This is a genomic window from Streptomyces sp. VTCC 41912, from assembly GCF_045799175.1.
In the GTDB taxonomy this organism is placed as follows: Bacteria; Actinomycetota; Actinomycetes; order Streptomycetales; family Streptomycetaceae; genus Streptomyces; species Streptomyces albulus_C.
This window is the reverse complement of sequence record NZ_JBJMAB010000022.1, coordinates 86,721-100,607: the sequence shown is the minus strand read 5'-3', so window position 1 is coordinate 100,607 and position 13,887 is coordinate 86,721. Positions and strand designations below refer to the sequence as shown.

Here is a 13,887-nt window from a genome sequence, read left to right as displayed (position 1 = left end):
ACCGCGGGGCGGTCACGCCTGCGGGGTGATGGTGTGTTCGGTCCAGATGGTCTTGCCGTGGGCGGTGTACCGGGTGCCCCAGTGCGCGGCGAGTTGGGCGACGAGGAAGAGGCCGCGGCCCCCCTCGTCGTTCGCGGTGGCCCGGCGCACGTGGGGTGCGGTGCTGCTCGCGTCGGAGACCTCGCAGGTCAGGTCGCGGTCGTAGAGCAAACGCACGGTGATGGGCGGGGCGCCGTAGCGGACGGCGTTGGTGATCAGCTCACTGAGGATCAACTCGGCGGTGAACGCGGCGTCCCCGAGGTCCCACTGCGTCATCCAGCGCACGCAGGCGGCCCGGACGGGCGCCACGGCGGCAGGGTCGGGGGCGACGTCCCACTGCGCGATGCGGTCGGGCGCGAGGCACCTCGTGGTGGCCACCATCAGGGCGATGTCGTCCTGCGGGTGCTCGGGCAGCAGCGCTTCGCAGACGTCCGCGCAGGTCTGCTCGCTGGTGCGGCCCGGCCGGGCCAGCGCCTGCTGCAGCCGGTCCAGACCGTCGTTGACGTCGAGGTTGCGGCGCTCCACCAGGCCGTCGGTGTAGAGGACCAGCTTGCTGCCCGGTCGCAGCGTGCGGGTGTGGGTTTCGAAGGGTGCGGTGCCCCATCCCAGGGGGAGGTTGGCCGGCACGTCCAGGATCTCCACGGTGTCGTCGGGATGGACCAGGACGGGCGGCACGTGCCCGGCCCGGGCCACTTCGCACGTGCCCGTGCTGGAGTCGTAGACGGCGTACAGCAACGTGGCGCCGGTGACGGGCTCCGCCTCGGCACCCGGGGCGGGGTCCTGGTCGATGCGGACGACGAGTTCGTCCAGGTGCGCCAGCAACTCCTCGGGCGACTGGTCCAGGGCGCTGAAGTTGTGGATCGCGGTGCGTAGCCGGCCCATGGTGGCGGTCGCGTGCAGGCCGTGTCCGACGACGTCGCCGACCACGAGGGCGACGCGGGCGCCCGGCAGGGGGATGACGTCGAACCAGTCACCGCCCACGCCGGCCTGAGCGGGCAGGTAGCGGTAGGCGGCCTCGACGGCGTTCTGCGCCGGCAGTCGGCCGGGCAGCAGGCTGCGCTGCAGCGCTACGGCCAGTGCGTGCTCGCGCGTGTAGCGGCGGGCGTTGTCGACGCACACCGCGGCCCGGGCGACCAGTTCCTCGGCCGGGTCCACGTCCTCGCCGCTGAACGGCTGCGGTCCGCGCCGCCAGAAGTTCGCCGTGCCCAACACCGTGCCCCGCGCCCGCAGCGGAACGGAGATCATGGAGTGGAACCCGGCCCGCAGGGCGCGCTCCGCGAACTCCGGAGCGCCGAGTCGCCAGTCCGTCGAGGCGGCCAGGTCCGGCACGAGGATCGCCCGGTGGTACGCCAACCCGCGTCCCTGGGGAGTCGCCGGATCCACCGTCACCCGCCCTCCGACCTCGTGCAGGGCCTGGCCCGGGGCGACCCCGGCGACGGCCACCCGGCGCATCGTCGTCGGGGTGCCCGGGGCCGGCTCCTCGCCGCTGACGACCGCGTCGAGCAGATCCACGGTCACCACGTCGGCGAACCGGCCGACCGCCACCTGGGCCAGTTCCTCGGCCGTGCGCACCACGTCCAGCGTCGTACCGATACGCACGGCGGCGTCGTAGATCAGCTCCAACCGCTGCGCCGCCGTCGCGGCCCGGCCGGCGAGGGCCTGCAACTCCGTGGTGTCGCGCAACGTCGTCACACTGCCCGCGGGGCCGTCTCGGCCGCCGGTGGGGCGATGGTTGATCGCCACGAGGCGGTCGCCGGCCATGTGCACCTCGTCCGTGGCCACCCGGTCCGAGGACAGCAGCTCTTTGGTGGACTGCGGGAGGCGCAGTTCGTCGAGGTGACGGCCCTCGACGTCGTCGGGCAGGGCCAACAGGCGTCGCGCCTCGTCGTTGGCCAGCGTCAGCCGCCGCTCGCCGTCGAAGACGAGCACGCCCTCGCGCACGGAATGCAGGACCGCGTCGTGGTGCTCGTACATGCGGGTCACCTCGCGCGGACCCAGACCGCGTGTCTGCAGGCTCAACCGTCTGCTCACCCAGACCCCGCCCACCGTCGCCAGGGCCAGCGCGCCGACGGCCCCCGCAGCCATGATCGGCAGGACCCGGTCCAGAGCGGCCGAGAGCGTCGTGACCTGCACCCCGGTGGTGACGATCCCCACCACCTTCCCCGACCGGTCCTGCACGGGCACCACCGCCCGCACCGCGTCCGAGGGGGCGCCCTTGAAGCGTTCGGTGTACGACTGGCCGGCCAGTGCGCGACGGAAGTCCCCGGAGGCCCGCTGGCCGATCAGGCTCGGCCTGGGATCGGTGTAGCGGATTCCGTCGGTACCGAGCACGGTGACGAAGTCGACGCCGCAGGCCGGTCCGATGCGCTGGGTCACGGGTTGCAGGACGGCGGTCGGGTCGGCCGTCCGCAGCGCTGCCGCCGTGTCGGCGGAGCCCGCGACGGCCACGGCGCACGCGAGCGACCTCCCGCGGGCGGCCTCCACCCCGGCGGTGCGCGTCTGCCACACCAGAACCACCGTGGCGGACACCACCAGCAGCACGACGATCAGCCATTGCAGGAGGAACACCTGGCCGGCGACGCTGCGCGCGCTCACCGGACGCCAGCGCGAACGCGGCCCCCGTCCGGACCTGCCCCCCACTGTCATCGTGGACCGTCCATCTCGACTCACCGCGTCGATCTATCCATGGCACACGTCACTTCCACCTGCTCCTCACCCTGACCAACGGCCTGCGGTCACGCACGCTGAGCGCGGCCATCGGCCGGTTCCCGCCTGCGAACCCGCCGCGCGAGCCCGTCGACAGCCTGGGAGACGGGCGCCGGGCCGACCGCCGCCGGGTGACGCACGCGGCAGTGCCGCCGGTGCCGAGGGCGAACGCCCCCACTAAGATCTCGGTCATCATCGGTGGGACCCCGGTCCGGACCGTCGCCCCAACGGCCTCGTCAGGCACCTCGCGAGGTGCCTGTGGGGCCGGTCCGCGGGCGGCGTGGTGGGCGAGTCCCGTGCGATGAGCGGCCGTTCGGGGGCCGAGGACGGGCCTGAGCACCGTCCTCGTGGACGAGGGGGAAGCGTGACGACACCACGGAACAGGCGCGGACGCAGCGGCACCGCCATGCGGAGGGCTCGTCTCGCGAGATCGAGGGAGCTGCCCGCCGCACCGCAAGGCACGGCGGAACGTGACGGCACGTCCCTCCGGGACAGGAAACTGTGGATCGGCGCCTTCGTGACGGTCGTGACCGGACTGGCGGCCCTCCTCGTCCAGGGCGGCTGGGACTGGCTGCGAGAGGAAATGTCGGACCCGCCGGAGCTGACGGCCTACGCCGCCGACGTGAACGGGTGCACCCCGAAGTACTTCAACGCCCGCTTGGACGAGTTGCGCGCGCATCCGGAAACGGTCGATCGCAGTGGCGTATGGATTCCGACCGCGGATCTCTGGCCTTCGGTCAACGTCACCGTGCAGGCCAAAACGAGCCAGGCGATCGTCCTCACGGGCGCGAAGGTCTCCGTGCTGTCCGCCCGTCCGCTCCCCGCGCGCGGGTCGGTCGTCGATGCCGAGTGCGGTGGCGGGATGGACGAGCGGGCCTTCGACGTCGACTTGAGGACCGACCCGGTGTCCGTGCGGCCGAGCGTGGTGCGCACCGGTCAGGGAGCGGTCATCAAGGGCCGGGCATTCCCGTTCAAGGTGTCGTCCGGCGATCCGGAGCAGTTCGTCTTCAACGTGAAGAACGTCGCACGGGACGTGCGATTCGCGATCACCTTCTCCTGGGTCTCCGACGGCCAACCGGGAAGCACCCGGCTCGACAACGGCGGCCGGGGCTTCCACGTGATGGGCCTGCCGAAGAACCTGCCGCGCTACGGCCGAGTCGACGTCTTCAAGGGCAAGTGACCGCCGAGGAACTCCTCACCCAACGCTCCGTGACCCCGGCGAGGCCACAAAGCGTTGGGGAGTGTCCCATGGGTGCGGCGCCCGTACCTTGCCCGTGGTCAGTTCCGGAAGCCAGAGGCGCCGGGGACACCTGAAGAGGAGGGGCGGTAGTGCATGGCGAGGCCGGCGTGCTGGTCCGGACGGGCGGCCCGGTGCGCGTCGGGGTGATCGAGACGGGCACGGCGTCCGCGCAGCACAAAGGCCGTGATCCTGGCTAAGAGGCTGGGGCGAGCAGTCATCGTGTTACCTCCAATGGTCGTATGCCGAGGGTACCGAGCGCCGGTCGATCCCGGGGAACTGATTCCGGTGGCGTCGGCCACGACGGGCGAGGCGGGCTTCCTGTGCGTTCCCGACGACTCCTCATCGCCCTGGCGCGTCCTGGTCCAGGATTTCGACGGTCCGGCCTGGACGCGCCACGAGATGACGTTCGGGGAGAGAGGCCGCGATCCGGCGGTGGTTCCGTTGGCGCGCCCCGTGAGCGGCCACGGCTGTCAGTGCCGACCTTTACGCTGCGGGCGATCCACGACCAGCCGACCGGAAGACATGATGACCCGCACCCCCAGACCGGCGACCGAAGCGATACTCGCCGCGCTTCCCGAACTCGCTGGGCACGCCCGCGCCGCCGCCATCCTCCATCCCGAGCGGGCGGAGCCGGACTGCCGGAGCAGTTCCCTCGGCGGGCCACTGCTGTGGCCGAGTGACGAGCCGTGGCCCGAGTGCTCCGTGCCCGACGAGAACGGCCCCGCCGACGCCCCGGCCACGGCCATGGTGCCGGTCGCGCAGATCTTCCGCGGCGATGTGCCGGGGCCCTGGTGGCCCGACGGCGTCGACCTCCTGCAGATCCTCTGGTGTCCCAACGAACACTGGGATCCGCCGGCCCAACAGGCCGACGTCAGCCCGGTGGTCGAGTTGCGCTGGCGTCGGGCCGGTGACGTGGTCAGCCAGTTGACGACGCCGCCAGCGCCGTCGCGGTACGAGGACGGCTATCTGCCGCGGGCGTGCGCCGTCACCGTTGAGCCGGTGACCGATTTTCCGTTCCGTGAGGAGTTGCCGGCGGAACTCCGTCCGCGGCTTCAGGAACTGGTCAGCGCGACCGGCGACGGCGGTGACGTCATCACCCGCCTCGCCGGTTGGAAACTCGGCGGCTGGCCCACCTGGCACCTGACGCACCCCACGGCCTTTGCCTGCGATGACTGCGGCACGACCATGACGCTCCTGTTCACCGTGGCCAGCGACAACGAGACGGAGGTCGTCGTCGGCAGGTCGGGGGACTTGCGCCTCTTCACCTGCCCCGCGGACCACCGGCACCCGTTCCAGGTGGACCTGCACTGAACCCCGGAGCGGCTGCGCCAGGCGATCGATACCCACCTGTGGGTGGTGCAGCCGCTCCCGGTGAGATCGATGCGCCACAAAACGCTGGGGAGCCGCGCTCAACGTCCCCTTGACGATCGACCAACGCGAGCGTTGACGCATGCGAGGCATGAGGCTGAGGAGCCTTCGGCGTGCCTTTCCCCGGATGTCCTCAGCGTGAGTTGGCGCTCAGCCACTGGTGGAGGGCGAGTGCGGTGGTACGGGCGTGTCCCTCCAGCATGGTGAAGTGGTCTCCGGGCACGGTGATCTCGGCGTGCGGCAGGCTCCAGTCCGGGGCGGGTTCGGCGCCGGGCAGGAGGTCGCGGGCCCTTACGTACAGGGTGGGGCAGGCGAGCGGCGTGGGTTTCCAGTCACTGAAGAGGTCGAAGTAACCGGCCATGGCGGTGAGCCGGTCGGGGCTGGCCGAGGCGAATTCCGCCGCCCGGCGCAGCATGTCCGACGTCATCGTGGAGAGCGCCTCGCCCTGGTCGCCGTGGCCGGGGGGATGGGTGTCCAGCAGGACGACGGCCGTAGGGGCGGCGCCCTCGGACTCCAGCCGCTCGGCGACGGCATGGGCCACCCAGCCGCCGGCCGATCGCCCCACCAGTACGAGGGGGCCTTCGGCCGCAGCTGCGCGGACGGCGATGACCTGGGCGGTGACGAGAGCGTCCAGTGAGGCGGGCAGCGCCTCCTGGGGCTCGAACCCCGGGTGCCGCACCGCGGAAACCGGCCGCAGTCCGCGCAGCCCCGCGCCGAGGCGTGCGTACTCCTGCGGGCCGGACACCGCGCTGAGCGCGGGGGAGCAGACCAGCCCGGCCCCCGTGCCGCCCACCGCGAGCACGACGGGTTCGTGCGTCGCCCCGGGAGCCCCGGCCCGGTCGAAGACCGGGCGCAGACGGGCGGCGACGGTGAGGAGCACCATGCCGTCCCAACTCCGTTCCCGGGCACATGCGGTGCGGAAGAGCGCGCCCAGGTAGTCCGGAGCGTCTGCGGCGTGTGATGCGTCGGGTCCTGGCACTGGGGCGACCGGTGGAGCGTCCGTCTCCGGAGCGTTCTTCGGGCCGCCCTTCGGACTGCGCTCCGGACCGCTCCGCGGCTCGTCGTTCGCCGGTCGGCCCGGCGCGCCCGCGGATGGTGTCGCGGTGGTGCACCGCCGCGTCAGCTCGGTGGCGAGCGCGCGCGGCGTCGGGAAGTCGAAGAGGAGTGTGGCCGGCAGCGCCAGACCCGTCCACGCCGCGAGCCCGTTGCGCAGTTCGACCGCGGCCAGGGAGTCCAGGCCCAGGTCCGCGAGCAGGGCGTCCTCGTCGATCTCGCTCGCGTCCTCCGCATGGCCCAGGACGCGGGCCGCCAGGGTCCGGACCGTGGTGAGCAGCCCCGCGCCCCGCTCGCCGGGGGAAGCGGCCGCGAGTGTCCGGCCGCGCCGCTCCCCGCCCCCGTCGGCCGCGGGGGTGCGGAGTCGGTTCGCCGGCGGTTCGTCGGTGGGCAGGGCGGCCGGGGCGAGACGGGCCGCCACCACCACGGGTTCGTCACCGGCGATGGCGGCGTCGAACAGGGCCAGGCCCTCTTCCGGTCCGAGCGGGGCGAAGCCGGAACGGGCCATCCGCTGCCGGTCCGCGTCGCCGAGGTGCGCCATCATGCCGGCGTCCTGGTGCCAGGGGCCCCAGGCGATCGACGTGCCGGGCAGTCCGAGCCGACCGCGGTGGCGGGCCAAGGCGTCCAGTACGCAGTTGGCCGCGGCGTAGTTCGCCTGGCCGGCGGAGCCGAAGACGCCCGCCACCGAGGAGAACAGCGCGAACACGGCCACGTCGTGACCGCTGGTCAGTTCGTGCAGCGCCAGGGCGGCGTCCGCCTTGGGGCGCAGCACCCGCCGCAGGCGGTCGGGGGTGAGCGCGGTGACGACGCCGTCGTCCAGCACCCCCGCGGTGTGCACGACACCGGTCAGCGGGTGGGCCGCCGGTACCGCGTCGAGCAGGGCGGCGAGCGCGGTCCGGTCCGCGACGTCACAGGCGTGCACGGTCACCTGGGCGCCCGCCTCGCGCAGCTCCGCGACGAGTTCCCGGGCCCCGGGAGCGTCCGGCCCGCGGCGGCCGGCGAGCCGCAGATGGCGGACGCCGTGGGCGGTGACCAGGTGCCGCGCCACCACCATGCCCAGGGAACCGGTGCCGCCGGTGACCAGGACCGTGCCCTGCGGGTCGAGCGGCCGTCGCTTGCGCGGTTGCGGTGCGGCCTCGGGCAGCGGCACGAGCTTCGGCACGTACGCCGTCCCCCGGCGTACGGCCGCCTCCGGTACCGAGGCGGCCAGCAGGGCGGGCACCGCACCCCAGGAGTCGGAGTGTTCGTCCACGTCGATCAGGGCGAAGCGGCCCGGGTTCTCGCGCAGGGCCGAGCGGACCAGCCCCCACACCGGTGCGTGGGACGGGACGGACGGCGGCTCGCCGAGGCGGCCGGCATCCCCGCGACCGGCCGACACGTCAGCGGGGAATCCGTCGTCGGCAGCAGCAACGGCACCGGACGTCACGAGGACGAGCCGGGAGCGGGGCGAGCGCGCTTCGGCGAGCCACTCCTGCACCAGCCCCAGTGCCCAGTCCGCCGCCCGCAGCACCCCGGCGGCCTGGTCCTGCGCGTCGCCGGTCGCGTCGGGCGGTGGGCACGGCGCCACGACGACGTCCGCGGACGCGTCGCACGCCGCCGGGCCGCGGTACACCGGGACGTCGGAACCCGGGGGAGCGAGGGCGTCCACCAGCGGTGTGCCGGCCGTGCCCAGAACCCCCCAGCGGGGGATCGCCGAGGGCGCGGGCGGCTCGGTCAGCGGCACCCAGTCCGTCCGGTGGAGCACACCGGTGGCCGCCCGGCGGCGAGCGCCGGTGACCGCGTCCGCCGCCGTCGAGGCGGTACCCGGCAGGGGCCGGAGCGTCAGCGAACGGACCGTCGCCACCGGTGCGCCCGTCTCGTCGGTCAGCTCCACCCCGGTCCGCCCGTCGGGCCCGGGGGTCACCCGTACCCGCAAGCGCCGTACGCCACTGGTGTACACGTGCACGTCGCCGAAGGCGAACGGCAGGGACAGCCCGCCGGCCGTCGGATCGGCCGCCCCGGAACCGTTCGTGACGAGCCCGTCCAGGGCCAGGGCGTGCAGCGCCGCGTCGAGCAGCGCGGGATGCAGGAGGAACTCCGGTCCGTCCGGCGCCGGGCGCGGCGCTCGGGCCGCTTCGGGCAGTGCGACGTCGGCGTACAGCTCCTCGCCGTGCCGCCAGGCCCCGCGCAAGCCGCGGAAGGCGGGACCGTACCGCAGCCCGTCGGCGGCCAGTTGCGCGTACGGACCGCCCTCCGGAGCGTCGGCGGGCAGGGGCACCGCCGCCTCCGGCGGCCAGGGTGCGTGCGGCCGGGGCACGTCGCAGGCCGCTTCCTCGTCCGTGGGCGGCGGCGCCGGCGCAACAGTGCCGACGGCGTTCCGGAGCCAGGGCTCCTCGCCCGCCGCGGTGTGCGGCCGGGAGTGGAAGAACACGGCCCGCCGCCCCGCGTCGTCCGCCCCCGCCACCTTCACCTGCAAGGCGACGGCGCCTTCCGGGGGCAGGGGCAGCGGTGCGGTCAGGACGAGTTCGTCCAGTACCGGGGCGCCCACCAACTCACCGGCGCACAGGGCCATTTCGAGGAAGGCGGTCGCCGGCAGCAGGATCTCGCCGGCCACCACGTGGTCGGCGAGCCACGGCTGCTCGGGCACCGAGAGCAGCCCGCTCAACAGCAGCCCGCCGTCGTCGGCCGTACGGGTGCACGACCCCAGGAACGGATGGGCGGGCTCGGCCGGCGGGGACGCGGGCGGTTGCCCCGGGGCGGCGTCCAGCCAGTACCGGCGGCGCCGGAAGGCGTACGTGGGCAGGGCGACCCGCCGCCCGCCGCGGCCGGCGAAGACGGCCCGCCAGTCGACGGGCACGCCGTGGGCGTGCAGCGCGGCCAGCGCGTCGAGCAGGGCGTCGGGCTCGGGCCGCGTCCCGCGCAGGGTCGGCAGGACCAGCGGCGCCGGGCCCCGTTCGCCGCCTGCCCCGTCCCCGTCCCGGTCCCGGTCGGCGCCCGGGTCGGCCGGGGGCGGGCCGGACGCGGCGAGGCAGTCCCGTACCAGGCCGGTGAGCACGCCGTCCGGCCCCAACTCGACGTAGTGCGCGGCGCCACGCCGGGCCAGGTGCGCCACCGTGTCGGCGAAACGGACCGGGCGGCGGACGTGGTCCACCCAGAACTCCGGGGTGCACAGCTCCGCTTCGGTGGCCGCCCGGCCCGCGACGGCGGTGAGCAACGGCAGCCGGGGCGCGGCGAAGGACAGTCGCCGAACCACGTCCGCGAAGTCGGCCAGCACGGGTTCCATCCGGGCGGAGTGGAAGGCGTGGCCGACCCGCAGCGGTGTCACCGATCGGCCGCACTGCCGGAAGTACGCGGCGGTCTCCCGCACCGCGGCCTCGTCGCCGGAGACGACCACCGAGGCGGGCCCGTTGACCGCGGCGATCTCCACCGCACCCCCCGTTCCGGCGAGATGCGCGGCCACCTCGTCCGCACCGGCGGCCACCGCCGCCATCGCGCCGCCCGTAGGCAGCGCACCCATCAGCCGGCCCCGGGCCGCCACGAGCGTGCACGCGTCCGCCAGGGACAACACGCCGGCGACATGCGCCGCCGTCACCTCGCCCACCGAGTGCCCGGCCACCGCACCCGGGCGCACCCCCCAGGACTCGAACTGCCGGAACAGGGCCGTCTCCAGGGCGAAGAGCGCCGGCTGCGCGAACCGGGTCGTCGCCAGCAGCCCGCCCGCCTCCGTACCGGGCCCGGCGAACATGACCTCCCGCAGGGGCACCGGCAGCAGCGGGTCCAGCAGGGCCGCGCACTCGTCCAGCGAACGGGCGAAGACCGGATGCAACTCCCGCGCCGCGTACAGCCCACGGCCCATGCCGGCGCGCTGACTGCCCTGACCGGTGAACAGCACGGCCGACGGGCCGTGGTGACGGGACGTCCCCGTGTGCACTCCGGGTCGGCGGTCGTCGTCCCCCTCCGCCACGGCCCTCAGCGCGCCGAGCAGTTCGGCACGGTCGCGGGCCACCACCACGGCCCGGTGCTCGAAGGCCGCACGCGTGGTGGCGAGCGAGTGCCCGAGGTCCACCAGGGGCGCATCGGGGGCGGCGACCACGTGGTCGTGCAGCCGCCGCGCCTGGGCCCGCAGTCCCGGCACGCTCCTGGCCGACACCGAGAAGGCCACCGCGGCCCGCCCGGGACGCGGCGCACCCACCGGCACCGCCCCGGGCTCGACCCGGCCGCCCGCCCCGTCGTCCACCGCGCCGGGCGGTGCGGCCTCCCCGTCAGCCGGCGGCTCTTCGAGCACCACATGGGCGTTGGTGCCGCTGATACCGAAGGAGGACACGCCCACCCGGCGCCGGCGGTCCGTCGCGGGCCACTCCACCGCCCGCGTCAGCAGCGCGATCCGCCCCGGCGACCAGTCGACGCGGGGGGTCGGCTCGTCGGCGTGCAGCGTCCGCGGCAGCACGCCGTGCCGCATCGCCTGCACCATCTTGATCACGCCGGCCACTCCGGCGGCGGCCTGGGTGTGACCGATGTTGGACTTCACCGAGCCCAGTCGGAGGGGGCGTTGCCGCTCCTGGCGCCCGTATGTCGCGAAGAACGCCTCCGCCTCGATGACGTCCCCGAGCCGGGTTCCGGTGCCGTGCGCCTCCACCGCGTCGACGTCCCCGGGCGCCAGCCCCGCGTCCGCGAGCGCCTGCCGGATCACCCGCTGCTGCGCCGGTCCGTGCGGTGCGGTCAGCCCGTTGCTCGCCCCGTCCTGGTTCACCGCCGAGCCGCGCACCACGGCCAGCACCGGAAGACCGGCGCGGCGCGCCTCGGACAACCGGCTCAGCAGCAGCATCCCGGCGCCCTCGGCCCACCCCGTGCCGTCGGCTGACGCACCGAACGCCTTGCACCGGCCGTCCGGTGCCAACGCCCGCTGGCGACTGAACTCCACGAACGACGAGGGTCCCGACATCACCGTGGCGCCGCCGGCCAACGCGAAGGCGCACTCGCCCCGCCGCAGCGCCTGCGCCGCCAGGTGCAGGGCGACCAGCGAGGAGGAACACGCCGTGTCCACGGTGAGGGCCGGTCCTTCGAGGCCGAAGGCGTAGGCGATGCGCCCCGAGGCGACGCTCCCGGCGTTGCCGAGGCCGAGGTAGCCCTCGACATGCTCCGGCGTCCGCGTCAGGCGGCGGGCGTAGTCGCTGTACATCAGCCCGACGTACACCCCGGTCGCCGAGCCGCGCAGGGCGGCGGGGACGAGCCCCGCGTGCTCGAAGCTCTCCCACGCCACTTCGAGCAGCAGCCGGTGCTGCGGGTCCATGGCCAGCGCCTCGCGGGGCGAGATGCCGAAGAAGCCGGGGTCGAAGCGGTCCACGCCGGAGAGGAAACCGCCCTCGCGCACGTACGTCCGGCCGGGCCGCCCGGGGTCCGGGTCGTACAGCGCCCGGGTGTCCCAACCCCGGTCGGTGGGGAACGGGCCGATGGCGTCCCTCCCGTCGGCCACCAGCCGCCACAGTTCCTCGGGAGACGTCACGTCCCCGGGATACCGGCAGGCCATCCCCACGATCACCACCGGATCGTCGTCCGACCGAACCGCGCTCCGGTCCGCGGGCCGGGCGGCGGCCGGGGCGGCGGCGTGCCTTTCCCCGAGGTGCGCGGCGAGCGCGGCGGCGGTGGGGAAGTCGAAGGCGACGGCCTCGGAGAGCCGCAGTCCGGTCACCGCCGACAACCGCTCCCGCAGCACCGTCGCCGTCAGGGAGTCCATGCCCAGGTCGCGCAGTGCGGTCCCCGGCTCCACCGCCTGGGGCCGACAGCCGAGCACCGCCGCCACCTCGCTCCGCACCAGGGCCAGCAGGTCCTCCGACGGCTTCCCGGCGTCCTCCTCGCCCAGCGCCCGCGTGGGCAGGTCGGCGAGTTCGCGCCGCAGGACCTTCCCGGAGGCGGTACGGGGGATGTCCGCCACCTCGAACAGCTCGACCGGCACCTTGACGGCGGACAGTTCCGCGCGGCAGGCGGCGAGGACGCGCCCCCTGTCCAGCGCGCCGTCGCCGGGCCCGGCGACCAGATAGCCGACTGGCACCTCCCCGAAGAGGGGGTGCGGGCGTCCCGCCGCGGCGGCGTCCGCGACCCCCGGGAGCCGCCGCAGCACCGCCTCCACTTCCGAGGGGTGGACGTTCACCCCGCCCCGGATGATCAGGTCACTCGCCCGGCCGGTGATCACCAGTTCACCGGAGGGATCGATCCTGACGAGGTCCCCCGTGCGGAACCAGCCGTCGCGCAGCACCTCGGCGGTGGCCTCCGGCCTGCCGTGGTAACCGGCCATGATCCCGGGCCCGTTGACCCACAACTCGCCCTCGCCCGCGTCCCGGCCGTCGGGGCCCCCGCCGACCCGGACCCGGGTGCCGGGCAGTACCCGGCCGCACGCCCCGGAGGCCGTCGCCTCGCCCGCCGCCGCCATGGTGACCGGGCCCGCCTCCGTGCTGCCGTAGTGCTCCAGGTAGGGGGCCCGGCAGACCGCCTCGAAGGACGCGCGGAACCCGGGCCCCGCCGCGGCGCCCGCGCTGATGCAGCCCCGCAGCGCGGGGGCGCCGAGTCCGCCGCCGACCCCGCCGGCCTCCTCGTCCCGGACCGCGTCGAGCAGCGCCGCATACGTCGTCGGGACCCCGCCGAGCAAGGTGAACGAGGTGTCTCCGCGGCGCAGTTCGCCGAGCACGCCCGCCACCGAGAACCGGGGCAGCAGTACCGCGCTCGCCCCCACCGCCGTCACCCCGAGGAAGCACACCACCTGGCTCATCGCGTGATGGAGGGGCAACGGCCACAGCACGCGGTCCCGTTCGGACAGGCCCAGGACACCGACGAGACCCGTCGCGACCGGCGACAGGCGGTTGCGCTGGGTGGACAGGACGCCCTTGGGCACGCCGGAGGAGCCCGAGGTGTAGAGCAGCCAGGCCACTTCGTCCAGTCCGAGATCGTCCCGGGCCGGCGTCCGCGGCTCCGTGCCCGCCAACTCCTCGTACCGCAGCGCACCGCCCGCGACCGTGCCGGCACCGCCCGCCGGCTCCGCGAGGCCCTCGCACGCAGGCCCACTCCCCGCCCCGCCCTCGTCGTCGCCTTCGGCCACCACCACGGTCAGCCCGGGCCGCGACGACAGCGTTGGCCGCCGCGTCAGACTGGCGTCGTCGGTGAGGAGCACCCGTGCCCCGCTGTCGTCCAGCAAGCGGGTCAGTTCCTCCGCCGAACTCCCGGGGTCCAGCGGCACGCCCACGCCGCTCGCCCGGGTGACGGCGAGCAGGCCCTCGACCGCCTCGACGCGGTTGCCGAGCAGCACGGCCACCCGGTCACCGCGCGCCACGCCGAGTCCGGCCAGGTGACCGGCCAGCCGTGCGGTCCGCCGCGCCAGCTCCCGGTACGTCACACGCCTGAACGGGTCCTGGAAGCAGACCTTGTCCCCGAGCCGCCGGGCGTGGTCCCCGAGCAGTTCCGGCAGCGGTGTGACGATGTCGGCGTGCGTACCCACGGCTCAACCTCCCTGA

General features: G+C 74.6%; 4 protein-coding genes. 2 read left to right on the top strand and 2 right to left on the bottom strand.

Annotated features, from left to right (window positions below; genetic code table 11):
* Positions 1–12: 12 nt before the first annotated feature.
* On the bottom strand, positions 13–2,685 hold the full coding sequence (locus ACJ6WD_RS26745) for a SpoIIE family protein phosphatase (protein WP_407616674.1): 2,673 nt from the start codon (positions 2,683–2,685) through the stop codon (positions 13–15).
* 577 nt (positions 2,686–3,262) lie between these two features.
* On the opposite strand from ACJ6WD_RS26745, the gene ACJ6WD_RS26740 reads away from it, so the two are divergent.
* Entirely contained in the window at positions 3,263–3,925 is a 663-nt protein-coding gene (locus ACJ6WD_RS26740; protein WP_407616673.1) for a hypothetical protein, read from the top strand.
* Positions 3,926–4,510: 585 nt separating this feature from the next.
* Positions 4,511–5,296, top strand: coding sequence for a hypothetical protein (locus ACJ6WD_RS26735; protein ID WP_331249146.1), 786 nt, complete (start codon positions 4,511–4,513; stop codon positions 5,294–5,296).
* A 190-nt stretch (positions 5,297–5,486) separates the two neighbouring features.
* Here ACJ6WD_RS26735 and ACJ6WD_RS26730 read toward each other — a convergent pair whose 3' ends face one another.
* Entirely contained in the window at positions 5,487–13,871 is an 8,385-nt protein-coding gene (locus ACJ6WD_RS26730; protein WP_407616672.1) for a type I polyketide synthase, read from the bottom strand.
* Positions 13,872–13,887 lie beyond the last annotated feature (16 nt).